This window comes from Rhodococcus sp. NPDC060086 (genome assembly GCF_042730275.1).
Lineage (GTDB): Bacteria > Actinomycetota > Actinomycetes > Mycobacteriales > Mycobacteriaceae > Rhodococcus.
Genome location: NZ_JBHWWZ010000004.1, coordinates 60,066 through 84,597 on the forward strand (window position 1 = coordinate 60,066; position 24,532 = coordinate 84,597).

Sequence of the window (24,532 nt, forward strand, 5' to 3'; positions counted from 1 at the left end):
AGGTGTCTTCTCATGGCCGGGCGCCACGCCGGGGCATCTGTCCGGCACAATGGTGCTCGTGAGCGTTGCATCTTCTGCCGTTGCCCCCGGAACGGAACCTTCGGTGGATCCGGCTGTCCGATCGGTGCTCGCTGAGGCCGTGGAGGTCGCCCGGGCTGCCCTGAACGAGCTCGGAGAGGGCGTCGTCGGCGCCTATCTGGGCGTCACCGCCGACGACGAATGCGCGGCTACCCACCGCTTCGCAGCCGACCTGGCCGGGTATCACGGTTGGCAGTGGGCGGTCGTGGTGGCGGCCGCACCCGAATCCGATCACGTCACCGTGAGCGAACTGGTATTGCTGCCGGGCCCCGAATCGCTGGTCGCACCGGCATGGGTGCCGTGGAACGAGCGGATCCGCCCCGGCGACCTGGGGCCGGGCGATCTGCTGGCCTCCGCACCCGACGACGAGCGGCTCGTGCCGGGATACACCGCCTCGGGCGATCCCGACGTCGACGAGACAGCCGGTGAGATCGGGCTCGGTCGCAAGCAGGTGATGAGCCTCGAAGGCAGGCTCGACGCAACGCAGCGGTGGTTCGACGGTGAGTACGGTCCTCATTCCGAGATGGCCAAGGCTGCGCCGTCGACGTGCATGATGTGCGGCTTCTACCTGCCGCTCGCGGGGTCGTTGCGGGCTGCGTTCGGTGTGTGCGGAAACGAGTTCGCCGCCGACGGCCATGTTGTGCACGCCGAATTCGGTTGCGGTGCGCACTCCGATACCACCCTGCCCACCGGTGCGGGTTCGCCGCAGTTCGACGCGTACGACGACGGGGCGATCGAGATCGTCGAGCTTCCCGCCGTCGCTGCAGAGCCCAACCAGAACACCACCGATACCGAGAACGCGCAGTCGGAACAGACCGACTGACGTGCAGGTCTCCGACGCCGCGGATCCCTTCGGCACCGCGGCGCTCCGCGACGGTCTCGTTGCCGCGTGGCGGTCGTCGCCGACGCGTCTGCGGGAGGACATCGCCACCGAAACGGATCTCGTCCGCGCCGGATACCGCGACCGAGTTCTGACGGAGCTGGCACAGAACGCGGCCGACGCTGCGAGTCGTGCCGGAATTCCGGGCACCCTGCGGGTGTGGCAGGTCGGAACGTGCCTGCACATCGCCAACACCGGAGCGCCCCTCGACGAGACCGGCGTGCAGGCACTCACCGCGTTGCGTGCGTCGAGCAAGACCGGGGGTGTCGGGCGGTTCGGAGTCGGATTCACTGCGGTTCTCGCGATTTCCGATGAGGTCGAGGTGCGGTCGCGCACCGGGGCCGTCAGGTTCTCCGCCGCGCAGACCCGTGACGTCCTGGTCGAACACGGATTGATCGTTCCCGACGGCAACGTGCCGACGCTGCGTCTGGCGTGGCCGAGCGCGACCGAGCCGGTTGCGGGCAGCGACACCGAAGTGGTGCTCGACGTCCGTTCCGGGATCGATGCCGAGACGCTGCTCGATGATTTCCGCCGTGAGGCGATCGATCTGCTGCTCGAACTGCCAGCGCTGCAGACGATCGTCATCGACGACGACGAGTTCGTTCGAACCGACCGCATTCTCGAGTCGGGGCTGCGAGAACTACGTATCGGCGACCACTGCTGGTGGGAGCACCGCGGTGCGGTGGCCCGATGGCTCGTGCCGGTCGTCGACGGCGTGGTCCGGCCGGTCCACGACGACGTGCTCCGCGCACCCACCCGATCGGACGAGGAACTGTCGTTGCCCGCGCTCGTCGTCGCCGACGTCCCGATGCAGCCGGACCGCAGGCGGATGCTGCCGGGCGCGCCGGTCGACCATCTCGCTCAGGGATACGCCGACTTCGTCGCGGCCCTGCCCGGTGATCAGCGACTCCACCTGGTGCCGACACCGGGTTTCGCACGCAGCGAGGTCGACGGACGCATCCGTGAGGCGCTGTTCGAGGAGTTGCGGCGCACCAGGTGGCTCCCTGCCGCAGGTGGGGGAGACGACCTCGCACCCGACCGTGCGACGGCCCTGACCGGACTCGACGACGACTTGGCCGAAGCCCTCGACGAGGTGGTCCCCGGGCTGATCTCCCCGTCGCTGTGCTCGCCGCGACACGCGGCGGCGCTCGCAGCGGTCGATGTGCACCGCATCGGTCTCGCACGTGTCGCCGATCTGCTTGCCGGGCACTCCCGGGAGCCGGCCTGGTGGAATCGGTTGTACGAGGCACTGACACCGTTCGTCGTCGACGCGGTCACCGCGGAGGAACTCGCGGCGCTACCCGTGCCGCTGTCCGACGGACGGACCGTCACGGGCCCGCGGACCACGGTTCTGCACGATCTCGGCCCCCTCTCCTTGCCGTGGGTGCGGCTCGTGCATCCCGGTGCAGCGCACCCGCTGCTGTCCAGGCTCGGCGCAGGCACCGTGACCGCCGAAGACCTCCTCGGTGATCCGGCGCTCGCTGCGGCCATCGACGACGTCCACCACGATCCCGACGAAGAGACGGCCGAGGACCTCGCCGACGTCGTACTGACGCTCGTCGCGAAGGTCCCCGCCGGTGCCGTGCCCCGCGAACTCGGGGCGCTGTTGTTGCGCGACGCAGACGGTGAACTCGTCCCCGCCGACGAGCTGCTCCTCCCGAATGCGCCGCTCGAGGAGGTCCTCGTCGCGGATTCGCCGTTCGGCACGATCGATGCGGCTCTCGTCGAGAAGTACGGCGCCGAACCGCTGCGCGCAATCGGTGTCGGCTGGGGATTCACCGTGCTGCGAGCCGAGCTGCCGACCGGACCCGACCACGACCTGCCCGACGAGGACACGTGGTGGCAGACCGTCGATACCGACCCCGAGACGCTCGTCGCGGTGCGCGATCTCGATCTCGTCGACGAGACCCGCTGGGGCCGGGCCCTCGCGTTGCTGGCCGCGGAGCCCGGCACCGCCGCGACACTCACCGACCGCGACGGCTATACCGCGTGGTGGCTGCGCAACTACGCCGTGCTCGGCGACCAGCCGCTCGGACACCTCCGGTACGTCGACGACGCTGATTTCGAGGGTCTGCTCGACCCGTGTACACATCCCGATGCGGGATCGTTCCGCGCATGCCTGGCCGGAACCCGGATCGAGGATCCCGACCTCGCCGAGATCCTGCTCGATCGGCTCGCAGACCTCGGGCGTCGGCCAGGCCCGGCGGCCGTGGTCGCGGTGCACACCGCCCTCGCGCAGTGCTACGCCGCAGGCACCATCGACCTCGACGGCGTGATCCTGCCCGCCGGGGTCCGCAGCCTCGCGGGCACCGTCGTCGATGCCGCAGACGCCCTCGTGGCCGACCTACCGTGGTTCGCTGCGGTGATCCCGGCCGATCGGCTCGTCGCCGTCGGCCACGCGCACGCGGCCGCGCTTGCCGAGCTCCTCGACATCGCTGCAGCGTCGACTGTGGTGTCCGGCGAACCGGCCGGGCACGGCCGGTCCACGACGTGGAGTCGTGAACCGGAGGCTGTGCTCGCTGCGGTCACCGTGGGGCTGCCGCTGCCCACGCGGCCACTGGTGGTGCACGAGTCGCTCACGGTGCGCTGCACCGGTGCGATCACCGGCGACCGAGAGGTGCCGTGGTGGGTCGATGCATCCGGCGCCGTCCACTGCACGCGTAGCGGCCTTCCGGGCGCGATCGCCGGGCTGTCCCGCAGCTCGTGACACTCGACGAGGTGGTGCTCGACTGGGTCCTCGACATTCGGAGCCCGGAGCTCACCACGGTGTTCACCGTGATCACCCATACCGGTGGTGGGGTCGCGAACTTCGTGGTCGCCCTGATTGCCGTGATGCTCCTGCTGCGCGCATCCAGGCCGGCCGACGCGTTGCTCGTCGGGGGAGCGGTGGCCACGGGCTGGCCCGTGATGACAGCGATGAAGAATCTGATCGACCGGCCTCGGCCGGCGGAGCCGGACCGGTTGATGGACCTCGCCACGTGGTCGTTTCCGTCGGGGCACGCGATGATGAGCGCGGTGATCGCGACGACACTCGCTGTCGTCGCGATCCGGACCTGGCCTCGCGGCGATCGTCGTAGAACGGCCGCGATCGTCGGCCTCGGCGCCTACACGGTGCTGGTGGGCTCGAGCCGCGTGTACCTCGCGGCGCACTGGTCGACCGATGTCGTCGCCGGGTGGATTCTCGGTGTCGCCTGGGCGTTGTCGTGGGTGTGGTTGCTCACGTGGATCCAGGGCAGGCGTGGACGCCGATAGCGCGGGATACGTGGCCCGTTGCGATGTTCAGTCCAGGCCTGTCTGTGCACCCCTCCGACCGCGACGCGACGCCGACCGCTGAATCAGGAACAGAGAAGTTCCCAAGAGCCCCACGATGATTCCGGCGATACACACGGGCAGGGCATCCGACCATCGGTCGTCGGCGAACAGGACCACGAGCGAGGCGATCGCCCAGAACGCGGTTCCGATCGCCAGTGCGGGCCGGGGGTCGGCCAAGATCCGGATACGCGCGGCGATGTTTTCTGAGTTTCTCACGATTGCAGATTAGAACCTCACCGCTGCAATAATCTTCATCCGTTGCGACGCACGGTACTCGACGAGCGGAAAAGTGGACATGGCCGTAGGCACCGATTCCAAGAAATCATCATTTCTGGACACGTATTTCAAGATCACCGAGCGAGGTTCGACGGTCTCGCGGGAGGTGCGTGGCGGCCTCGTCACGTTCTTCGCGATGTCGTACATCGTGGTGCTCAACCCCCTGATTCTCGGCAGCTTCTCCGCTGAGGACGCGACCGCGAAGATCGACGTCCTGGGCAACATCCTGCCGGTCAACCAGGTCGCCGCGGTCACCGCGCTCGTGGCGGGTCTGATGAGCATCATCTTCGGTGTGGTCGCGAACTACCCGTTCGCGATCGCCGCCGGCCTGGGCATCAACAGCCTGCTCGCGGTGACGATCGCTCCCCAGGTGACGTGGCCGGAAGCGATGGGTCTGGTCGTCATCGATGGCATCATCATCGTCGCGCTCGCCCTCACCGGTTTCCGTACCGCCGTGTTCAACGCGATTCCGAAGGAACTCAAGGCAGGGATCGCGGCCGGTATCGGTGCATTCATCGCGTTCATCGGCATGGTCGACGCCGGATTCGTGCGGCGCATCCCCGACGCGGCCGGGACCACCGTCCCCGTCGGGCTGGGCATCGACGGTTCCATCGCCTCGTGGCCGACCTTCGTCTTCGTGTTCGGCGTGCTCCTCATGGGCGTGCTGGTGGTGAAGAAGGTCCCCGGCGGCCTGCTCATCGGCATCATCACCACGACGATCGTCGCGATGATCGTCGAGGCCATCGCCAAGGTGGGGCCGTCGCAGGGCACCAACCCGAAGGGCTGGAACCTCGGCCTTCCTGCTGCACCCGACTCCTTCTTCGGCATCCCGAACCTGTCGTTGGTGGGTGACGTCAACCTGTTCGGCGCATTCACTCGTATCGGCGTGATCGCCGCGTCGCTGCTCGTCTTCACCCTCGTGCTGGCCAACTTCTTCGACGCCATGGGCACCATGACGGGCCTCGGAAAGGAAGCTCGACTCACCGACAAGGACGGCAACCTGCCGGGTATCGGCAAGGCGCTCGTGGTCGAAGGCGCAGGCGCCATCGTCGGTGGTGGTGCGTCCGCATCGTCCAACACGGTGTTCGTCGAGTCCGCGTCGGGTATCGCGGAAGGCGCCCGTACCGGCCTCGCCAACGTCGTCACGGGTCTGCTGTTCCTGCTTGCGATGTTCCTGACCCCGCTCTACGAGGTCGTGCCGATCGAGGCGGCGGCGCCCGCGCTCGTCGTCGTCGGTGCGCTCATGATCGGACAGGTCCGCGACATCGACTTCACGAAGTTCGAAATCGCTCTCCCCGCGTTCATGACGATCATGGTCATGCCGTTCACCTACTCGATCGCCAACGGCATCGGCGTCGGCTTCATCACCTGGGTCGTCCTCCACGCGGTGAGCGGTAAGGCACGCACCGTCCATCCGTTGCTGTGGGTGGTAGCGGCGCTGTTCGCGCTGTACTTCTCCGTCGATCCACTCACGGAACTGCTCACCTGACACAGCGGCGGGTCGAAGGTCCGGTCTGTCCCGTATTGTCCTCGCCATGATCTCGGACACACGGGCACTCGCAGGCGACCTCGCGCTTGCTGTGGTGCGTTTGACGCGTCATCTACGGGGGCAGCGCAGCCATTCCCGAGTCACTCTGACCCAACTGTCGGCGATGCAGACATTGCGGACGGAGGGGGCGATGACCCCCGGGGTGCTCGCCTCCCGCGAACGGGTTCAGCCGCCGTCGATGACCCGTGTGATCGCGTCGCTGAACGAACTCGGTCTGGTGGAGCGCACTCCGCACCCCACCGACGGCAGGCAGATCATCGTCAAGCTGTCGCCTGTGGGAGACAGCCTGCTCATGGACGAGCACCAAGCGCGCGAGGAGTGGTTGACCGAACGGCTCGCCCGACTCGACGACGCGAGTGTCGCGACCCTGCGCGACGCCGTGGTCATCCTGACGGAGTTGGTGTCCGAGGACGGCTAGCCGACTCCGATGCGGCGATCACGTCTCCGGCTGGGAGAATGTGGTGGTGGTTCACGTCATCGACATCGACGATCCCGCCGACCCCCGGCTGGACGACTTCCGCGACCTCAATTCCTCGGACCGCCGTCCTGATCTGCCCGGCGGCAAGGGATTGGTGGTCGCCGAAGGCGGACTGGTCGTCCAGCGCATGCTCGACTCCCGCTTCCCGCTGCATGCCATGCTCGGCGTCGATCGCCGTCTCGGTGAACTGGCCGACGCTGTGTGCGATAACGGGGGATGGGCGGGATTGTCACCGGAGGTGCCGTTCTACCGGACCGACGCGGACACCATGGCCGAGGTGGTCGGCTTCCACCTCAATCGAGGCGTATTCGGGGTCGCGTATCGGCCCCGGCCGCTCGACGTCGTCGAGGTGATCGAGAAGGCCACTACTGTCGCGGTGCTCGAAGGCATCAACGATCACGAGAACATCGGGTCGATGTTCCGCAACGCGGCAGGATTCGGCGTCGACGCAGTGCTGTTCGGTAAGGGCTGCGCCGACCCGCTGTACCGTCGTGCGGTGCGCGTGTCGATGGGGCATGTCCTGCGCGTCCCGTTCGCACACCTCGACGACTGGCCGTACGACCTCGATACGCTGCGTGACCGGGGCTTCCAGCTGATTTCGCTGACCCCGAATCCTCAAGCGGTACCGCTGGCCGAGGCGATGACGGGGGAGAAGGTGGCGTTGCTGCTCGGCGCGGAAGGACCGGGGCTGACCGAGTCCGCGATGCGCGCGACCGATGTGCGTGCTCGCATCCCGATGGCGACGGGAACCGATTCCCTCAATGTGGCGACGGCCGCGGCGATGGCGTTCTACGAGCGGGTTCGGATCCCGCGGTGAGTGCGGCGTCCGTGCCCGCGCCGACCACCCCGTGGTCGACAGGGCTGACGCTGACCGCGTTCGTCTTCGCGATGACGGTGGTCACGTTCATCGCGATCGGAGAGGTACTCGTCGACATCCATCCCGCGGTGGCGGTGTTCGTCAATGTCGTTGCTGTCGCGGGGGCCACACCGACCCTCCTGGTCTGGCGCCGGCGACCGGTGTGGCGGTGGGTGTCGATGGGCATCGCTGCCGCAGTGCCCGTGGCGTGGGGCGTGTTGCTGTTCGGGTGAGCGCGGCGAGAACTACAAGCCCACCGCGCGACGCCACCAGGGTTGCCTGGTCTGTTGCGCAGCAGGCGGTGCTGCTTCTCCCGATGGACACAGGGTGAAACTCCACACCTGGATGTCGCCCGGATCGGGTTCGTCGTCGCCGCGACCGACATACCGGAAGCCGAGCCACGCGGCGTTGGCGGCTTCGACGAGGCGGCGGGGATGGAACGGCAGCGCTTCGGGATGCGGAACGGCCCCGGACGGCCATCGCATGGGGTGTTCGCCAGACCAGTACGGACGTTCCCACACGAACGGGATGCCTTCGTCCTCGTAGAACTCGATCGCTCCGGCGCCGAATGCGCGCCGGAGCGTGCCTCGCTCCCATGCGCCGAACGAACCCCACCCTCCGGCGGCGTCGGACACGATCAGGTAGATGTTCTCGGAGGCGAGTGTGTGCAGCCACTTGTCGCCCACCGCGGAGGGACGCCGGTGGGCGAGTTCGCGGCTGCACACCACGGTGACACCGGGAAAGCTGCCGACGAAGATCGTGTTGTCGTCGAAGTCGGCATCGTCGGCTCCCCTGCCCGCAGCCACCTGGGTGAGTGTCGCGCGACCGACCGCTGTGGCGTGCCGATCGGGATACAGTCGCGCGAGCACAGCGTGCGCGGTATCGCGGTCGGGAGTCGAATTACGCAGTACTGCAGCAGGATCCGGGGAGTCGACGTACCAGAGTGTCGACACGACCGCCGCCATCGGCTCGGCCCTCAGGCGCGTCCGTTGCTGCGGACGCCGAGCAGTACATCGTCCCACGACGGCAACGCGGGCTTGCCGCGCTTGTCCTTGTTCGCGCTCGCTGCCGGCTTGGCCGCCGCGGCCGCGTCGGGTTCGTGGTCGGCGACGACGGGAATCGTCCGTGCGGTCTCGGCCACGTCGGGTTCGTGGTCGGCGGGCTCCGGCTGCCGGTCGATGACGACCGCGTCGGCCGGCGCAGCGACGAACCGTTCGGGTTCGGTCTCCACCGTGTCGTCGGTGTCGCGCGAGGAGTACACCGGCGTCAGGTAGCGGAGAGGACGACCGCAATCCGGGTCGACGAGATCTGCAGCGATGTCGTCGAGTGCGGCGATGGTGCCGCCGTGCGCATCGGGCTGGTAGCGCCAGTGCGCAGCATTGCTGGAACGACCGGCCTGCCACTCGAGTTGAGCGACCCAGTGCCCGTCGTCGTCGCGCCATGCATCCCACGTCGCGTCGTCGAGGTTGTGGCCGCGTGAACGGAATGCCTGCGAGACGATCTCGAGGAGCGTCTGCACCGTGGGGCCGTCGGGGCGAACCGGATGACCCTTCTGTGCCATCTCGGCCGCGCGGGAACGCTCGAGCAGTACCGGATACGCGAAACGTTCGACCTTCGAGAGCGGGATCCCGGCCTCCTCGGCAACCTGCTCGACCGACGCGCCTGCCCGGATGCGGGCCTGGATCTCCCGCGGGCGGAGTGCGCTGGTGGTTTCGATCTGGATCTGCCCCAGTCGGGCAAGGTCGCCGCGCGAAGCGGCACGAAGTGTGTCGTCGACCGGAATGCGAAACTTGTCCCCCGTTGTGGGGTCCGCGAGCACCACATGCTTAGCATCCGGCTCGAGACCCACCACCTTCAGTTCTCGCACACTGACCTCCTCGCGCCGGCTCGCGATCGACTTGCCCGAGATTATCGGAGTTGTCCTCGATCCGGGCGGTCAACACGCCGCGCCACGCCGAGTCGGGTCACAAGAAATCCTCTCGGGGGCGTTATGGTCCTAAGTTTGCCGATTATGTCTCGATGTTCGGTTGAGAGTTTCGGGAATGGCGCGAGGGCCGGACCCGCGTACGGGTCCGGCCCTCGTGTGAGTAGCGCTGTGAAGTCAGGGCTGTGGAGATCAGAGCTGGGAGACGACCCAGTCGATGCTCTTGGTCAGCTGCGTGATGTCTTCGGGATCGATCGCCGGGAACATGCCGACGCGCAACTGGTTCCGGCCGAGCTTGCGGTACGGCTCGGTGTCGACAATGCCGTTGGCCCGCAGGATCTTTGCGACCTTTGCCGCATCGACCGACTCGGTGAAGTCGATGGTGCCGACCACCTGCGACCGCAGAGCCGAATCGGTGACGAACGGCGTAGCGAACTCGGAGGCCTCGGCCCACTCGTACAGACGCGACGACGAATCCTTCGTGCGCGCAACCGTCCAGTCCAGCCCGCCGTTGCTGTTCATCCACTCGATCTGGTCGGCGAACAACAGCAGCGTCGCGAGCGCCGGAGTGTTGTAGGTCTGATCCTTACTGCTGTTGTCGACAGCGATCGGCAGCGACAGGAACTCCGGCGTGAACCGGCCCGACGCCTTGATCTCGGCGACACGCTCGAGCGCAGCGGGGCTCATCAGCGCGATCCACAGGCCGCCGTCGGCCGCGAAGCACTTCTGCGGCGCGAAGTAGTAGACGTCGGTGTCGGCGATGTTCACGGGCAGACCACCCGCGCCCGACGTGGCGTCGATCGCGATCAGCGCGTTCTCGGAGCCCGCGGGACGCGACACCGGCACAGCAACACCGGTCGACGTCTCGTTGTGCGCCCAGCCGATCAGGTCGACGGACGAGTCGGCAACGATCTCGGGAGCCGAGCCCGGATCGGCGCTCACGACGATCGGGTCGCCGATGAAGGGGTTGTTCTTCGTGACGGTCGCGAACTTCGACGAGAACTCGCCGTACGTGAAGTGCTGCGAACGCTCGCGGACCAGGCCGAATGCTGCGGCATCCCAGAACGCGGTGGTGCCGCCGTTGCCGAGCACCACCTCGTAGCCCTCGGGCAGCGAGAAGAGGTCGCGCAGACCGGAGCGGACACGCGCCACGACGTCCTTCACGGGCTTCTGGCGGTGGCTGGTGCCGAACACCGAAGCGCCGACGTCTACCAGCGACTGCAGCTGCTCGGGGCGGACCTTGGAGGGGCCGCAGCCGAAGCGGCCGTCGGCGGGCTTGAGATCGGCGGGAATGATCGGTGAAGCGTCAGCCATCGGAAAGCGTGTCCTAAGCGTCGAGGGACAAGTGCAGGAAGTAGTCTAAACCGCCCTGCGCCGCCGATCACCGATGTGTGATCGAATCCCATCCCGCGACCGTCTCGGCGGAACGCGGATCGGGACCGGTGTAGATCGCTGCCGGACGCACCAGCTTGCCGAGCTTCTTCTGCTCGAGAATGTGCGCGCACCAGCCGCCGGTACGGCCGCACGTGAACATCGCGGGCATCATCGCGGCGGGAACCTCGGCGAAGTCCAGGATGACCGCAGCCCAGAATTCGACGTTCGTTTCGATTGCGCGGTCGGGGCGACGCTCACGCAGCTCGGCGAGTGCGGCCTGCTCGAGAGCGGCAGCGGCCTCGTAGCGGGGGGCGTCGAGTCGCTTGGCGGTCGCGCGCAGGACACGGGCGCGGGGATCTTCTGCGCGGTACACGCGGTGGCCGAAGCCCATGAGCTTCTCTTTGCGGTCGAGGATGCCCTTGACCATGGCGCGCGGGTCGCCGCTGCGCTCGGTTTCCTCGATCATCGGCAGTACGCGTGCCGGTGCGCCGCCGTGCAGGGGACCGGACATCGCACCCACGGCGCCCGACAGGGCGGCCGGGGCATCGGCACCGGTCGAGGCGATGACGCGGGCGGTGAAGGTGGAGGCGTTCATGCCGTGTTCGGCGGCGGAGACCCAGTAGGCGTCGATGGCCTCGACGTGCTTCGGGTCGGGCTCGCCCTTCCAGCGCACCATGAAGCGTTCGGTGACGGTCTGTGCCTCGTCGACGCGGGCCTGAGGCACGGCCGGCTGGTAGATGCCGCGTGCCGATTGCGCGACGTACGACAGGGCCATCACTGCGGAGCGTGCGAGGTTGTCGCGGGCAGTGGCGTCGTCGATGTCGAGCAGCGGGGAGAAGCCCCAGATGGGTGCGAGCATGGCGAGGCCGGCCTGCACGTCGACGCGTACGTCGCCGGTGTGGATGGGCAGCGGGAACGGCTCGGCGGGGTGTAGTCCGCGGCCGAATTCGCCGTCGACGAGCAGTGCCCACACGTCGCCGAAGGTCACGCCTCTGCCGACGAGTTCTTCGATGTCGACACCGCGGTATCGCAGCGAGCCACCGTCTTTGTCGGGTTCGGCGATGTCGCTGGTGAAAGCCACGACACCTTCGAGTCCGGCAACGAAGTCTTCGGGTACGGGCGCGTGTGATGCCATGACGGTCTGGCTTCTCCTCGTTCAGGTGCGGCCCGGTCCGGGCGGCACTGCCGGTGCAATGAGTTCGCAGTCTTGTGATCGGCAACTCAATCGGTCGTCGTGAAGAACTCTAGTCGCCCACGACCCTGTACGACCGGCCGGACCGGCACGAGTACTCGGAGTATCTTCACATCGTGCAGCAGGATCCGCAGAACCCGTTCGCGTCGATGCGTGTGAACTACACACCGTCCGCTCCGGTGGAGGAGTCGCCGGACATCGATCTCGGTCCCGGAGACCTCGATGACGGTTGGCTTCCGTGTGCACGACGCTGGCTGGCGGCCGCGGTATCCGCAGGTGTTCCCGAACCGAACGCCATCGTCCTCGGCACCGTCGACGAACTCGGCCACCCCGCGACCCGAACGGTGCTGTGCAAAGGAATCGACACCGACGGCGTCACCTTCTTCACCAACTACGGCTCCGACAAGGCACGCCACCTCGGCGCGGTGCCGTACGCATCGGCGACGTTCGTGTGGCTGCCGCTGCACCGGCAGATCAGTATCCGGGGCCCGGTCACCCGTGTCTCGGCCGAGGAGACGCAGACCTATTGGCGGACCAGGCCGCGCGGCTCACAACTGGGTGCGTGGGCGTCTGCGCAGTCGCAGCCCGTCGCGTCGCGCGCAGACCTCGATCACGCGCTCGTCGAGGCCGGTGATCGGTTCGGCATCGACGACGACATTCCCGTGCCCCCGTTCTGGGGTGGCTTCCGGATATCCCCGGACTTCGTCGAATTCTGGCAGGGCAGACCCAACCGGATGCACAACCGCGTGCGTACCAGGCTCGTCGACGGCCGGTGGCATACCCAGCGGCTGCAGCCGTGATTCGAGTGCGCAGTTGTTGTCGCGACACGCCGGGCGGATTCAGGACGACTGCACACTCGACATGTTCGGCGCACGATACAGAGACACTGAACGGGCAGGCCGAATCGGCCGTGGAGACCGTGCCCGGCAGGCACACTGAAGATCATGTCCGAGCCGCTCCACCACTCGATCCGAGGTGGCGGATACCGTGCCACGGTGTCCGGTACCGGTGCCGCACTGCTCGCACTCGACTACGACGACCCCTCGTACACGCAGGGATCGGTGCAGCCCTACCGGCTGGTCGAGACCCCCGGCGGCCACGAGCCCCCACTGAACTACGGCGGCGCGGTGCTCGCACCGTGGCCCGGCGGCATCCGCGACGGGCACTTCTACTTCGATGGAATCGAGCATCAACTCGCCCTCACCGACTCCGAGCGGGGCGCCGCGGTGAACGGTCTCGCCTGGTATCGGAGCTGGGAGGTCTCTGCACTCACCGATTCGAGGATTCAGCAGACGCTGGAAGTGGGGCTGCACAAGGGCTGGCCCTACCAACTGCGGTTGACGGTCGCGCATGAGCTGGGCCCGGATGGTCTCACCGTCACCCACACTGCGACGAACGTCGGCGGGTACCACTCGCCGTTCGGGGTAGGAGTGCACCCGTACCTGCGGGTCGGCGACATCCCGCTCGACGAGTGCACGCTGCAGGTGGCGGCCGGGACGAGAATGCCACTCGACCGCGCGCGGGCCCTGCCCGCTGCATACTCGCAGTCCGTCACGGACACCGAGTACGACTTCACCCGGCCGAGGTCTCTCGAGGGTGTGCACCTCGATGTTCCCTTCAGTGCTCTCGACGCGGATCTCGACGGCAACTCCCGGCACCGGCTGTGCGGACCGGACGGCCGAGGAGTCGAACTCTGGACCGGTCCGGGCTTCGGATGGCTCCAGGCGACGACGATCGAGGACGCCGAACCCCGTGCGCTCGTGCTCGCCCCGATGACGTGCCCACCCGACGCGTTCAACCTCGGCATCGACCTGCTGGTCCTGCAGTCGGGGGAACGGTGGAGCGGACGATGGGGACTGCGAGGATACGAAGCCGACAGATGAGTTCTGCCGCACGCCGCGTACGATCGGTGCTGGTGAGCGGTGTGCAGCGACCTCCCCCCTGGGATTCGGAGGAGGAAGTCGAGCTCCCGTCGACGGTGGGTGTGACGCACCGTTCCGGGACTTTCGACCGACCCTGCCTCCGCGCTGCGGCCACTGAACCGTTAGGTTCTACGTGAATGTTCGGAAGTTTCTGGTAGGTCTGAGCTTGAGAGGGATCCTTCGTGCCCGCTGAGAATGACACACAGCCCACCCTCAGCTACCCCGGTGGCGAGCACACAATGGCTATCGCCAAGGCGACGGAAGGCAATGACGGCATCGAGCTCGGCAAGCTCCTTGCGGACACGGGGTACACCACCCTTGATCCCGGTTTCGTCAACACCGCCTCCACCAAGTCGGCGATCACATACATCGATGGCGAGAAGGGAATCCTGCGGTACCGCGGATACCCCATCGAGCAGCTCGCGGAGAAGTCGACGTTCATCGAGGTCAGCTACCTGCTGATCTACGGTGAGCTGCCGACCACCGACCAGCTCGATGTCTTCACCGATCAGATCCGCCGGCACACGCTGCTGCACGAGGACCTCAAGCGCTTCTTCGACGGATTCCCGCGCAACGCGCACCCGATGCCGGTGGTCTCGAGTGCCGTGAACGCGTTGTCCGCGTACTACCCGGACTCGCTCGACCCGGACGACACCGAGCAGGTAGAGCTGTCGACGATCCGTCTGCTGGCCAAGCTTCCGACGATCGCTGCGTACGCGTACAAGAAGTCCGTCGGTCAGCCGTTCCTCTACCCCGACAACTCGTTGTCGCTGGTCGAGAACTTCATGCGCATGACGTTCGGGTTCCCGGCCGAGCCGTACGAGATCGACCCCGAGATCGCCAAGGCGCTCGACATGCTGCTGATCCTGCATGCCGACCACGAGCAGAACTGCTCGACCTCGACGGTGCGGCTGGTCGGCTCGTCCGACGCCAACCTGTTCACCTCCATCTCGGGCGGAATCAACGCGTTGTGGGGCCCCCTGCACGGTGGCGCCAATCAGGCCGTGCTCGAGATGCTCGATCAGATCAAGCTCTCCGGCGGTGACGTCAGCGAGTTCGTGCGCAAGGTCAAGAACAAGGAAGACGGCGTGAAGCTCATGGGCTTCGGGCACCGCGTCTACCGGAACTACGATCCGCGTGCTGCGATCGTGAAGAAGACCGCGGACAAGATTCTCAACAAGCTCGGCGCCGGCGACGAGCTGCTCGAGATCGCGATGAAGCTCGAAGAAGCCGCGCTGACCGATGAGTACTTCATCGAGCGCAAGCTGTACCCGAACGTGGACTTCTACACGGGCCTGATCTACCGGGCGATGGGCTTCCCGGACCGCATGTTCACCGTGCTGTTCGCGCTGGGTCGCCTGCCGGGCTGGATCGCGCACTGGCGTGAGATGCATTCGGATCCGACTCTGAAGATCGGCCGTCCGCGCCAGATCTACACCGGTTACACCGAGCGCGACTACCAGGGACTCGACGCACGCTGAGTGCCATCCACCATGAGTGAGACGATCGACCGTTCGACGAGGGAGTTAGACCTATGACCAAGCCGGAGATCGAATTCCAGGAGGGGCCTGCCCCCACCGAACTGGTGGTCAAGGACATCACCGTCGGCGACGGGGCAGAGGCCGTTCCGGGCGCAATCGTCGACGTCCACTACGTGGGTGTCGAGTACGACACGGGCGAGGAGTTCGACTCGTCGTGGAGCCGCGGTGAGTCGATTCGCTTCCCGCTCGCGGGTCTGATCGCCGGTTGGCAGGAAGGCATCCCCGGTATGAAGGCCGGCGGGCGACGCCAGCTGACGATTCCCCCGGAGCTCGCGTACGGTCCGGCAGGGTCGGGGCACCAGCTGTCCGGCAAGACCTTGGTGTTCATCATAGATCTGCTCGGCGTCCAGGTGCCGCCGGAGCCGCCGGTGATCGAGAAGCCCGAGGGTCCGGCCCCGACCGAGCTGGTCGTCGAAGACATCGAGATCGGCGACGGTGCCGAGGCTCAGCCCGGAGCCACCGTCGACGTGCACTACAAGGGCGTCGAGTTCGACACGGGCGAGGAGTTCGACTCGTCGTGGAGCCGCGGCCAGTCCGTCGCCTTCCCGCTCGCTCGCCTCATCCCGGGCTGGCAGCAGGGCATCCCCGGCATGAAGGTCGGCGGACGTCGCAAGCTGACGGTACCGCCGGAGCTCGCGTACGGTCCGGCCGGATCCGGTCATCAGCTCGGAGGCAAGACCCTGGTGTTCGTCATCGACCTCATGGGCACCAACTGATCCGCGCAGCGCGCTGATACACATCTGAACGCAGGCCCCGCATCCATGGTGATGCGGGGCCTGCGCGCATTTCCCGGTCGTTTCTGCCGTTGGAGGGGCCGGTCAGCGGTGCTCCCACTCGCCGTTGATGCGACACACGAAGTCGCCGCTACGGGTGCCGGTCCGGACGTACTCGACCTCGACGTCCCCGCGGTGGTTCTCGACGAAGATGGCGCAACCTCTCTTGTGATCATCGTCGTGATCGGACATCGAATCGGCGGCGGCGGTCGCGGTACCGCCGAGTAGCGCTGCGGCGATCATGAAGGTGGCGGCGAAAGCTTTGTGGTGCTTCGACATTCGGTTCTCCTGGGCCGGGGTGTGGTGACTGGAACAAGAATGCGTCGTAGGACGCGTCGGTCGAACCCACCCCAGGGGTGGGTTCGGCGCACCCGGTGGGCGATCATCGACCGCATGGAGAACGCGGACGCCTCACCGATCCACACCGTGCGAGACTCGTACTCGGCCAGATCCCGGGAGTATGTCGATCTCTTCGGCACCATCGGCTCGACACACCCGTGCGATCAGGCCCTGGTGCGCAGCTGGGCAGACACACTGACAGGCCGGGTGCTCGACGCCGGATGTGGTCCGGGGCAGTGGACAGACTTTCTGGCTCGGTGCGGATCTGCGGCGAGCGGGATCGATCTGGTGCCTGAATTCGTCGACCGCGCTCGCAGCGAGTATCCCCAACTCTCTTTCGAGCTCGGACGGTTCGAGAAATTGAACGCGGCGACAGGGTCGCTGGGCGGGGTGCTGTCGTGGTATTCGCTCATCCACCATGCTCCGGCGGACATCCGAATGCCGCTCGCCGAGTTCGCGCGCGTGATTCGGCCGGGCGGCGCATTGCTGGTGGGTTTCTTCGAAGGACCGGCCGTCGAGGCCTTCGACCATGCCGTGACCGCTGCGTATCGATGGCCGGTCGAAGAACTCGGCAGAGAACTCGCTGTGGCCGGCTTCGAGGTGACCGAAGCCCACACACGAACGGCAAGCGGTCACAGACCGCACGGCGCCATCACTGCACGTCGGCAGCCTGTGTAAGCGTCAGGACCTTTCGAAGAATTGCGCCAGCCGCCGATGCCTGTGCGCGAACAAAGTGGCAATCACGCGGCGCGCGACCGCCTGAGCACCCGGAACCCGCGACAAGGGAATGCGGAGTTCGAACGTGAGCCGGTCGTGCACCCGCGTGTTTTCCGGCGACACCGGCTCCAGTGTGCGTTCGTGCTCCCAGCGTCGCATGAGCATCATCGTCGACTTCTCGTGGAATCGGCGGCCGGGTTCGAAGTCGGCGATGGTCAGGTGGTCGTACTCCACCGGCAGTACGCCGAACAGCAACAGCGGGACCCGGGCGATCGGGCGCCCGATGGGAACGGTGTCCTCGGTGAGTGTGTGGGCCCAGCGGGGCATGCGCATCGCGAGTATCGGCGCAAGCTCGTCGTTGATGCCTTCTGCGCTCGTGACACGCGCCCACACAACGGTATTCGGCGCATCGACGATCGACTCGTGCTCGACCACGATCTCATCGCTCATCGGTTCTCCGTATCGAACGTCGACAGAACATTGCGTCTGCTGGACATCATGCACGCCCGTTGGTGTACTGGGATGGTTCTGAAGAACACGGTGTTCGACTCACGAAGTAACTGCAACTCCGAACATAAGGATCGTCCGTGCCCGCTCCCGTCCTGTCCCGTCGCGACCTCGACTTCCTGCTCTACGACTGGCTCGACGTCGGATCGCTGACGTCGCGGGAGCACTTCGCCGAGCATTCGCGCGACACGTTCGATGCCGTCCTCGACCTGAGTGCCGATCTTGCCACCAAACATTTCGCGACGCACAACAAAAAGGCCGACGCTCAGGAGCCTCGGATCGGTGAGGACGGCGTCGTAGAGATCATTCCCGAGGTGAAGGACGCCCTGGACCTGTTCGCCAAGGCCGGGCTCATCGCAGGCGGCTTCGACGAGTCGCTCGGCGGAATGCAGTTGCCGATGACATTGCTGCGGGCATCGATGGCATGGTTCCAGGCAGCGAATGCCGGAACCTCGTCGTACCCGTTCCTCACCGCGGCCAACGCGAGCCTGCTCGTCACACACGGCAGCGAGGATCAGATCGCGACGTTCGTCCCGCCCATGCTCGAAGGCCGATTCTTCGGCACGATGTGCCTGTCGGAGCCGCAGGCGGGGTCGTCGCTGGCCGACATCACGACCAGGGCCGTCCCGGCCGACGACGGCACGTACCGGATCACCGGAACGAAGATGTGGATCTCCGGTGGAGATCACGAGCTGACCGAGAACATCGTCCACCTGGTGCTCGCGAAGATTCCCGGCGGTCCCGCCGGGGTCAAGGGCATCTCGCTGTTCATCGTGCCGAAGTTCCTGGTGAACGACGACGGCACACTGGGCGACCGCAACGATGTCGCGCTGGTGGGCCTCAACCACAAGATGGGCAACCGCGGCACGACCAACGCGCTGCTCAACTTCGGCGAGGGTGCCGTCACGCCGGGGGGAGAAGCCGGGGCCGTCGGCTACCTCCTCGGTGAGCCCCACAAGGGCCTGCAGTACATGTTCCACATGATGAACGAGGCGCGGATCGGCGTCGGGTTCCTCGCGACCTCACTGGGCTACGCGGGTTACCTGCAGTCGCTCGACTACGCGCGCACCCGCACTCAGGGGAGGCCGCTCGGGGCGAAAGATCCGGCGTCCCCTCAGGTTCCGCTCATCGAGCACACCGACGTCCGACGCATGCTGCTCGCGCAGAAGTCGTATGTCGAGGGTGCGATGGCTCTTGGGCTGTACTGCTCGAAGCTCGTCGACGAACAGCGCACCGCGAGCGACGACGATGCACGAGCCAAGGCCGGTGTGCTGCTCGACGTGCTCACCCCGATCGCGAAGTCTTGGCCGTCGCAGTGGTGTCTCGAGGCCAACAGCCTCGCGATTCAGGTTCTCGGTGGTTACGGCTACACCCGTGAATTCGACGTCGAACAGTACTACCGCGACAACCGGCTCAACCCCATTCACGAGGGCACACACGGGATCCAGGGCATGGATCTACTGGGACGCAAGGTCGTCATGCAGGGCGGGGCCGGACTCGTACTTCTCGGTGAGACGATCGGCGCCACCGTCGAGAAGGCGCTCGCGTCCGGCGGCGACGTGGCCGAATACGCAGCGCAGCTGAGTACCGCGACCGAACGTGTCGCGGCGACGACTGCAACTTTGTGGTCGACCGGAGATCCGTCTGTAGCACTCGCGAATTCGTCGGTGTATCTCGAAGCGGTGGGCCACGTCGTGGTGGCCTGGATCTGGCTCGAGCAGCTGCTGGCGGTGGGGGAGCGTGAAGGCGACTTCTTCGACGGCAAGCGTGCAGCGGCGCGGTACTTCTATCGTTTCGAGCTGCCGAAGACCGGCCCGCAGTTCGATCTGCTCTCGAGCCTCGACCGTACGACGCTCGACGTCTCGCCGAGCGTGTTCTGACCCGGCGTCACCAGGTCACCGAGAGCGTGTCTCCCACACGCAGGGCGTACCAGCGGTCGGCGTAGTCGTCGAACCGGGCGACGATCCGCTCGACCAGCGGGGGAACTGCGTCGTCCGTCATCGACGGCGGCAGTTCCTCCGCGTGGCCGCGTCGGTACTCCCAGACGGGTAACGCCACCCCGACGAGCTCCTCGGATCGGGCCATGTCGGCCTTCTCCTGCGGAGACATATTGGGTGCCTTGATTTTTCGACGGCGCGCAGCCTTGGTGCGTTCTGCGGGGTCGGCGGGTCAGAACAGACCGTTGTCGCCGGAAGCGAGTTGCCCGAAGACGCCGAGCGGAATTCCTGCCTCGATTTCGGCGAGGAGGTGCAGCAGGTCGTGCGGGAGATAGGGGTGACCGCCGGGGCCGTTACGAGGAGCGAGTGCCGCGCCGGTCTCGCGGTGTACGGCGATCTCGTAACTCGTACCGGGCCCCTTGGTGAATTCGACGCGCATGCCGTGCAGAGTAGATGACGGCGCTGGGCGCGCGCACGCGACTTTCGGTGCTGCTCGGCCGTCAGTCGGTCATCCGCGCGATCAGCAATTTCAGGGCGTGACGCACCGTCTGTGCCAATACGTTTTCCGGGTCTCCGTCGAAATGCTGTTCTTCGGAGCGTGTTCCGGTGTGCCCGGTTGTTGCGAAACACACCGTGCCCGGCGGGCGTCCGTCCTGTGGTTCAGGACCGCCGGCGCCGGTGACCGCGACGACGATATCGGCGTCGAGCAGACGTGCTGTGGACTCGGCCATCACGCGGGCTGCCGACTCGCACACGACCGGGCCTTCGGGGACATCGAGCAATCCATGTTTGACGGATCGCGAGTACGCCACGATCGCGCCGCGGAACCACCCGGAACTGCCTTCGGCCGCTCCGAGTCGCGCCGCCAGGGTGCCTGCCGTCAAGGATTCCGCGCATCCGATCGTGACGCTGCGATCGGATGCGAGCGTTGTCAGTTCGTCGATCAGTGCATCGGAGAGATCGGTGCCTTCGACGACATCGTGATCGTGGTCCATCGGTGCCATTCCGTTCTCGTCGGCCTCAGCGCTTCGCTGCGAGCCGGTTGACGACGACACCGCTGTCGAACACGCGGCTTTCCGTCAGTTCGAAGTAGCGCGGCTCGAATCCGGTTCGGAACAGCGGGATCCCGTTTCCCGAGACGATCGGATTGACTTTCAGAATCAGCTCGTCGATCTCGGGGAGCAGTTCACCTGCGAGTGTCGCGCCACCGCACAGCCAGATTCCCCTGCCGTCCTGCTGCTTCAGATTGCGGACGTATTCGAGTGGGTCGGTCGAGACGAGGGTGACGGTGTCGTCCGGAGCCTCGGTCAGAGTCTTCGAGAAGACGTACTGCTGAAGATGCGGATAGGCGCTGGTGAGGCCGGCACTGAGCGACGGTTCCCATGTGCGTCGACCCATCACGACCGCGTCGAAGTGCTTGCCCGGCGCAGTGACCTCGAGCTGGTCGCGCACGTGCACGGGCAGAGTCTCGGGGTACTCCTCGATCAGGTGATACATGTGATCGCCCTCGACCGGGAAGAATTCGAAGCCGCCGGACGGATCGGCGATGAATCCGTCCAGTGTCGTCGCGACGTAATAGGTCAGTGTGCGCACGCAGTCCTCCTCGAAAGTGGGTACAGACCGAGACCTGATCGAACAGCCACGCTAGAACGAGAATGCCCCCGATGCCAGCACATTCGGCCTGTTTCGACGCAAAAGTTGCTACTGGCTACCCGGCTGGAGAATCGCGTACCCATCGGGTGAGGATCGTGCCGTCGTCGTCGCACACGAGATGAGCACGCCGCATGGCGGTGACGGCGGACGCGGGGGAGTGGGCGATACGGTCTGCCGATCCGGCCGCGAGCACCGGTGTGAAGGTCAGGCACAGGTCGTCGACGACGTTGTCTGCGATCATGCGACCGAAGAGCCGGGGACCGCCCTCGCAGAGAATCCGATTCCATCCGGCCTCGGTCGATGCGGCGACGAGTGCATCGCCGCTGATGTCGTCGGCGGCGATGACGCGGACGTCGGCGCCGGCATCCGCGAGGCTGCGGCGCTTTTTTTCGGATACCGCGCTGCTGGTGAACACGATCGGCGGCACGGTTGTGTCGGTGAACAGCCGCATTCCCGGGTCGAGGTTGCCCGATGCCGTGACCACCGCGATCGGCGGCACCGCCGACAATCCGGCTGCTGCACGGCGCTCGCGTAAGGCCTCGCTCGTACGTGCGCCCCCGTAGTTCTCGGTGCGCGCGGTGCCCGCACCGACGAGGATCACGTCGGCGAGTTCGCGGAGCATTCCGAAGACCAACTTGTCGGCAGGTGTCCCGAGCCCGCCCGAACGCCCGTCCACCGCGACCGCCCCGTCGAGTGAGGACACGAAGTTCACGCGCATCCACGGCTGCGTGAGGTCTCTCGGATACGCGTACAACTCGCGCAGGTCTGCGTCGTCGAGGAGCTGGGTCGGAGTGCTGGGATCGTCGAGTCGCTGCATACCGTCGATCAGACCACGACTATCGATGCGTGGTCACGCGCCGTGCCCGGGATCCAGGTCGCGAACATTCTGGAACGTCACGAGATCGTCCAGGTCGACGCGCACCTCACCGAGATCAGGCTCGAGAAGAAACCCGATGTGATCGCCCAGTTCGGCTCGTCCGATGATTGCTCCGGTGAACCACGCGGCCGCCTCGTCGAGGATCGGCAGCCCGTGTGGCCCCTCGCTCCACGCGCACTGCGCGAACTTGTCGACCTCGTCGCCTGTCTTCTCGCCGAACAGTGCAGCGAGCTCCAGGTTCGACCGATCGACGACATGCACCGCCAGGTGTTCGGCCGCCCCCGCCACACGGAAAGTGCGGTTCTTGTCGGACAGGCCGACGAGGAACCGCGGCGGATCGATCGCGGTCTGCGTCGCGAAACCGACCAGGCACCCACTGCGTTCGTTCATCGCTCGTGCCGTGACGACGAACATCGGGTAGTCGAGCTTCGACACGATCGCCGAGAAGCCTTCGGTGGAACCACTGATGCTGCCGGACATGAGCAAAGCGTACCGCTGGGATGCGCGTTCGAGTCCCGCGTTTGAGTCCGCTGTCGGCGCGGTACTCCAGTAGTCATGACGGACGAAGAGGGTTCGAAGGCTGCGTCGACACGAACTCCGTCACCCGACGATCCACGCAAACCCGACTCACCGACGGATCTGAGAACCCCGTCGTGGAAGTATGCGCTCCGCCGCACGGCTCGTGAGTTCAGCCGCGATCAATGTACGGACCTGGCGGCGGCACTCACCTACTACGCCGTGCTGTCGCTGTTTCCGGCGTTGCTGGTGGTGGTGTCGCTGCTGGGCGTGTTCGGGCAGGGGCAGGCCACGGTCGACACACTGCTGAAGATGGTCGAGGATCTCGGTCCGTCCTCGGCGGTGGACACGTTGCGCGGACCCATCGAACAGCTGGTCCAAGCACCGACCGCAGGTGTCGCTCTCCTCATCGGTGTGGTGGGCGCGCTGTGGACGGCGTCCGGCTACGTCGGCGCATTCGGTCGTGCGATGAACCGCATCTACGAGATCGAGGAGGGGCGGCCGATCTGGAAGCTTCGGCCCTTGATGCTCGTCGTGACGGCGCTGGCGTTGGTCGCTGCGGGCGCGACCGCACTGATGCTGGTGGTCAGCGGGCCGATCGCGCGTGCCATCGGCGACACGATCGGGCTCGGTGACACCGCGGTCACGGTGTGGAACATCGCGAAATGGCCGGTGATGCTGATCCTCGTGGTGCTGATCGTGGCAGTGCTGTACTACGCGACACCCAACGTGGCGCAACCGAAGTTCCGGTGGGTCAGCCTCGGCTCTCTCATCGCGATCCTGACCTGGATCTTCGCCTCGGTGCTCTTCGCCTTCTACGTGTCCACTTTCGGCAGCTACAACCAGACGTACGGATCCCTCGCCGGCGCGGTGATCTTCCTTCTGTGGTTGTGGATCACGAACCTTGCACTGCTGTTCGGCGCGGAGTTCGACGCGGAACTCGAGCGCGGACGCCAACTGCAGGCGGGAATCGAAGCAGAGAGCAGTCTGCAGCTGCCCGAACGTGACACACGTGTCATCGAGAAGAACGACGCGAAGCATCGGGAACTCATCGAAGAAGGCCGACGGCTGCGAGCCGAGCACGACACCTCCCACCGCGGCGAAGCCGACCGCAATACGGAAGGAAACCGAAGATGACCACGCACTCGAACGGACCCCGCCATGTCGCGGAGCAACCGGCCGGCCTGTCCACCGTGGAACTCACCGAGCGCCTCACCGAACAGGTGTCCACGCTGGTGCGTACCGAAGTCACCCACGCCCTCGACGAAGTGAAATCGAAGGGCACCCGTATCGGAATCGGAGCGGGAATTTCCGGCGCCGGAGCCCTCCTGCTGTATCTCGGTCTCGCCACTCTGATCGCAGCCGGTGTGCTGGGTCTGGCGACCGCGTTGGATCCGTGGCTGGCCGCCTTGATCGTGGCCGTCGCGGTGCTCGCGATCGGCGGGATCCTCGCTGCGGTCGGGGCGTCGAAGGCGAAGAATGCAGCGCCTCCGATCCCGGAGCGCACCGCCGACAGTGTTCGTGCCGATGTAGCCGCAGCGAAGGGAGCAGTCCGATGAGTGATGCTGTGTCGAACAACCAGGGAAACAACGACTCTCGCAATCCCGCATCCTCACTGCCCGCGGAGGAGGGGATCGAGCAGCAACGCGCGGAACTTGCCGCGACCGTGGGCGAACTTGCCGACAGACTCGACGTGCCCACCCGTGTGAAGCATGCGGCGGACGAGCGCATGGAGGCGGTGCGCGAGCGTCCCGATCTGCTCGTGCTCGCAGCCGGGGCGCTCGCCGCGGTCGTCGTCGTACTCGTATGGAGACGACGACGCCGCTGACGG

General features: G+C 66.3%; 29 protein-coding genes and 1 pseudogene. 17 read left to right on the forward strand and 13 right to left on the reverse strand.

Translation table 11 applies throughout. The annotated features are described in order from the left end of the window. Positions 1–49: 49 nt before the first annotated feature. Genes ACFWB0_RS04245 through ACFWB0_RS04255 form a run of 3 tightly spaced genes read left to right on the forward strand, consistent with a single transcriptional unit; the run spans position 50 to position 4,210 of the window. Positions 50–901 carry a DUF3027 domain-containing protein gene (locus ACFWB0_RS04245; RefSeq protein WP_378489184.1) on the forward strand — a complete coding sequence of 284 codons (852 nt, stop codon included), beginning with the start codon at positions 50–52 and terminating at the stop codon, positions 899–901. 1 nt (position 902) lies between these two features. Beyond that, on the forward strand, positions 903–3,665 hold the full coding sequence (locus tag ACFWB0_RS04250) for a sacsin N-terminal ATP-binding-like domain-containing protein (RefSeq protein WP_378489185.1): 2,763 nt from the start codon (positions 903–905) through the stop codon (positions 3,663–3,665). Then, positions 3,662–4,210: a phosphatase PAP2 family protein gene (locus ACFWB0_RS04255; RefSeq protein WP_378489186.1), complete on the forward strand. Its 549-nt coding sequence runs from the start codon at positions 3,662–3,664 to the stop codon at positions 4,208–4,210. Before ACFWB0_RS04250 ends, ACFWB0_RS04255 begins: the two co-directional genes overlap by 4 nt. A 27-nt stretch (positions 4,211–4,237) precedes the next feature. On the opposite strand, the gene ACFWB0_RS04260 is transcribed toward ACFWB0_RS04255, so the two are convergent. Continuing rightward, positions 4,238–4,486: a DUF2530 domain-containing protein gene (locus ACFWB0_RS04260; RefSeq protein WP_378489187.1), complete on the reverse strand. Its 249-nt coding sequence runs from the start codon at positions 4,484–4,486 to the stop codon at positions 4,238–4,240. 79 nt (positions 4,487–4,565) lie between these two features. Here ACFWB0_RS04260 and ACFWB0_RS04265 point away from each other — a divergent pair, with 79 nt between their 5' ends. Genes ACFWB0_RS04265 through ACFWB0_RS04280 form a run of 4 tightly spaced genes read left to right on the forward strand, consistent with a single transcriptional unit; the run spans position 4,566 to position 7,662 of the window. After that, a complete protein-coding gene (locus ACFWB0_RS04265) occupies positions 4,566–6,035 on the forward strand; it encodes an NCS2 family permease (RefSeq protein WP_378489188.1) in 1,470 nt (489 codons plus the stop codon). Between the two features lie 46 nt (positions 6,036–6,081). After that, on the forward strand, positions 6,082–6,513 hold the full coding sequence (locus ACFWB0_RS04270) for a MarR family winged helix-turn-helix transcriptional regulator (protein WP_378489189.1): 432 nt from the start codon (positions 6,082–6,084) through the stop codon (positions 6,511–6,513). 46 nt (positions 6,514–6,559) lie between these two features. Next, a complete protein-coding gene (locus ACFWB0_RS04275) occupies positions 6,560–7,390 on the forward strand; it encodes a TrmH family RNA methyltransferase (protein WP_378489305.1) in 831 nt (276 codons plus the stop codon). Beyond that, complete coding sequence (locus ACFWB0_RS04280) at positions 7,387–7,662, forward strand: DUF2537 domain-containing protein (protein ID WP_378489190.1); 276 nt, start codon at positions 7,387–7,389, stop codon at positions 7,660–7,662. The genes ACFWB0_RS04275 and ACFWB0_RS04280 overlap by 4 nt, the downstream gene beginning before the upstream one ends. Before the next feature lie 12 nt (positions 7,663–7,674). On the opposite strand, the gene ACFWB0_RS04285 is transcribed toward ACFWB0_RS04280, so the two are convergent. The 4 genes from ACFWB0_RS04285 to ACFWB0_RS04300 all read right to left on the reverse strand — a co-directional run bounded on the left by ACFWB0_RS04285 (position 7,675) and on the right by ACFWB0_RS04300 (position 11,862). Then, positions 7,675–8,382, reverse strand: a complete 708-nt coding sequence (locus ACFWB0_RS04285) for a DUF6928 family protein (protein WP_378489191.1) — start codon at positions 8,380–8,382, stop codon at positions 7,675–7,677. Positions 8,383–8,405: 23 nt separating this feature from the next. Beyond that, entirely contained in the window at positions 8,406–9,296 is an 891-nt protein-coding gene (gene sepH, locus ACFWB0_RS04290) for a septation protein SepH (protein WP_378489192.1), read from the reverse strand. A 249-nt stretch (positions 9,297–9,545) separates the two neighbouring features. Next, a complete protein-coding gene (serC, locus tag ACFWB0_RS04295) occupies positions 9,546–10,667 on the reverse strand; it encodes a phosphoserine transaminase (protein ID WP_378489193.1) in 1,122 nt (373 codons plus the stop codon). A gap of 67 nt (positions 10,668–10,734) precedes the next feature. After that, positions 10,735–11,862, reverse strand: coding sequence for a citrate synthase 2 (locus ACFWB0_RS04300; protein ID WP_378489194.1), 1,128 nt, complete (start codon positions 11,860–11,862; stop codon positions 10,735–10,737). A gap of 173 nt (positions 11,863–12,035) precedes the next feature. Here ACFWB0_RS04300 and pdxH point away from each other — a divergent pair, with 173 nt between their 5' ends. The 5 genes and pseudogenes from pdxH (at position 12,036) to ACFWB0_RS04325 (ending at position 16,098) form a co-directional block, all read left to right on the forward strand. Beyond that, positions 12,036–12,719, forward strand: a complete 684-nt coding sequence (gene pdxH, locus ACFWB0_RS04305) for a pyridoxamine 5'-phosphate oxidase (RefSeq protein WP_378489195.1) — start codon at positions 12,036–12,038, stop codon at positions 12,717–12,719. 144 nt (positions 12,720–12,863) lie between these two features. After that, positions 12,864–13,802, forward strand: coding sequence for an aldose 1-epimerase family protein (locus tag ACFWB0_RS04310; RefSeq protein WP_378489196.1), 939 nt, complete (start codon positions 12,864–12,866; stop codon positions 13,800–13,802). Positions 13,803–14,023: 221 nt separating this feature from the next. Then, on the forward strand, positions 14,024–15,322 hold the full coding sequence (locus ACFWB0_RS04315; protein ID WP_378489197.1) for a citrate synthase: 1,299 nt from the start codon (positions 14,024–14,026) through the stop codon (positions 15,320–15,322). A 53-nt stretch (positions 15,323–15,375) separates the two neighbouring features. After that, positions 15,376–15,723 (forward strand): annotated as a pseudogene (locus tag ACFWB0_RS04320) (FKBP-type peptidyl-prolyl cis-trans isomerase); the annotation flags it as partial. Between the two features lie 9 nt (positions 15,724–15,732). Then, positions 15,733–16,098, forward strand: a complete 366-nt coding sequence (locus tag ACFWB0_RS04325; RefSeq protein ID WP_378489306.1) for an FKBP-type peptidyl-prolyl cis-trans isomerase — start codon at positions 15,733–15,735, stop codon at positions 16,096–16,098. Between the two features lie 102 nt (positions 16,099–16,200). Here ACFWB0_RS04325 and ACFWB0_RS04330 read toward each other — a convergent pair whose 3' ends face one another. Next, positions 16,201–16,434, reverse strand: coding sequence for a hypothetical protein (locus tag ACFWB0_RS04330; RefSeq protein ID WP_378489198.1), 234 nt, complete (start codon positions 16,432–16,434; stop codon positions 16,201–16,203). A gap of 114 nt (positions 16,435–16,548) precedes the next feature. Between ACFWB0_RS04330 and ACFWB0_RS04335 the strand changes: the two genes are divergently transcribed. Next, positions 16,549–17,172 (forward strand): class I SAM-dependent methyltransferase, encoded by a 624-nt coding sequence (locus ACFWB0_RS04335; protein ID WP_378489199.1) that lies wholly within the window; start codon positions 16,549–16,551, stop codon positions 17,170–17,172. Between the two features lie 3 nt (positions 17,173–17,175). Here the strand turns inward: ACFWB0_RS04335 and ACFWB0_RS04340 are convergent, their stop codons facing one another. Next, a complete protein-coding gene (locus tag ACFWB0_RS04340; protein ID WP_378489200.1) occupies positions 17,176–17,661 on the reverse strand; it encodes a hypothetical protein in 486 nt (161 codons plus the stop codon). A gap of 137 nt (positions 17,662–17,798) precedes the next feature. Here ACFWB0_RS04340 and ACFWB0_RS04345 point away from each other — a divergent pair, with 137 nt between their 5' ends. Further along, entirely contained in the window at positions 17,799–19,598 is a 1,800-nt protein-coding gene (locus tag ACFWB0_RS04345) for an acyl-CoA dehydrogenase (RefSeq protein ID WP_378489201.1), read from the forward strand. A gap of 7 nt (positions 19,599–19,605) precedes the next feature. Here the strand turns inward: ACFWB0_RS04345 and ACFWB0_RS04350 are convergent, their stop codons facing one another. From ACFWB0_RS04350 to ACFWB0_RS04375, 6 genes are all read right to left on the reverse strand, one after another. Continuing rightward, positions 19,606–19,827, reverse strand: a complete 222-nt coding sequence (locus ACFWB0_RS04350; protein ID WP_378489202.1) for a hypothetical protein — start codon at positions 19,825–19,827, stop codon at positions 19,606–19,608. Between the two features lie 60 nt (positions 19,828–19,887). Further along, positions 19,888–20,094 carry a hypothetical protein gene (locus ACFWB0_RS04355; RefSeq protein WP_378489203.1) on the reverse strand — a complete coding sequence of 69 codons (207 nt, stop codon included), beginning with the start codon at positions 20,092–20,094 and terminating at the stop codon, positions 19,888–19,890. A gap of 61 nt (positions 20,095–20,155) precedes the next feature. Continuing rightward, positions 20,156–20,650 carry a CinA family protein gene (locus ACFWB0_RS04360; RefSeq protein WP_378489307.1) on the reverse strand — a complete coding sequence of 165 codons (495 nt, stop codon included), beginning with the start codon at positions 20,648–20,650 and terminating at the stop codon, positions 20,156–20,158. A gap of 25 nt (positions 20,651–20,675) precedes the next feature. Beyond that, positions 20,676–21,248: a dihydrofolate reductase family protein gene (locus ACFWB0_RS04365; protein WP_378489204.1), complete on the reverse strand. Its 573-nt coding sequence runs from the start codon at positions 21,246–21,248 to the stop codon at positions 20,676–20,678. Positions 21,249–21,363: 115 nt separating this feature from the next. Further along, on the reverse strand, positions 21,364–22,125 hold the full coding sequence (locus tag ACFWB0_RS04370; RefSeq protein WP_378489205.1) for a pyrimidine reductase family protein: 762 nt from the start codon (positions 22,123–22,125) through the stop codon (positions 21,364–21,366). Positions 22,126–22,158: 33 nt separating this feature from the next. Then, positions 22,159–22,665, reverse strand: coding sequence for a flavin reductase family protein (locus ACFWB0_RS04375; protein ID WP_378489206.1), 507 nt, complete (start codon positions 22,663–22,665; stop codon positions 22,159–22,161). A 75-nt stretch (positions 22,666–22,740) separates the two neighbouring features. Here ACFWB0_RS04375 and ACFWB0_RS04380 point away from each other — a divergent pair, with 75 nt between their 5' ends. Genes ACFWB0_RS04380 through ACFWB0_RS04390 form a run of 3 tightly spaced genes read left to right on the forward strand, consistent with a single transcriptional unit; the run spans position 22,741 to position 24,529 of the window. Then, positions 22,741–23,838, forward strand: a complete 1,098-nt coding sequence (locus ACFWB0_RS04380; protein WP_378489207.1) for a YihY/virulence factor BrkB family protein — start codon at positions 22,741–22,743, stop codon at positions 23,836–23,838. Next, positions 23,835–24,260, forward strand: coding sequence for a phage holin family protein (locus tag ACFWB0_RS04385; protein WP_378489208.1), 426 nt, complete (start codon positions 23,835–23,837; stop codon positions 24,258–24,260). Before ACFWB0_RS04380 ends, ACFWB0_RS04385 begins: the two co-directional genes overlap by 4 nt. After that, on the forward strand, positions 24,257–24,529 hold the full coding sequence (locus ACFWB0_RS04390) for a DUF3618 domain-containing protein (RefSeq protein WP_378489209.1): 273 nt from the start codon (positions 24,257–24,259) through the stop codon (positions 24,527–24,529). The genes ACFWB0_RS04385 and ACFWB0_RS04390 overlap by 4 nt, the downstream gene beginning before the upstream one ends. The last annotated feature ends 3 nt before the right edge of the window (positions 24,530–24,532 follow it).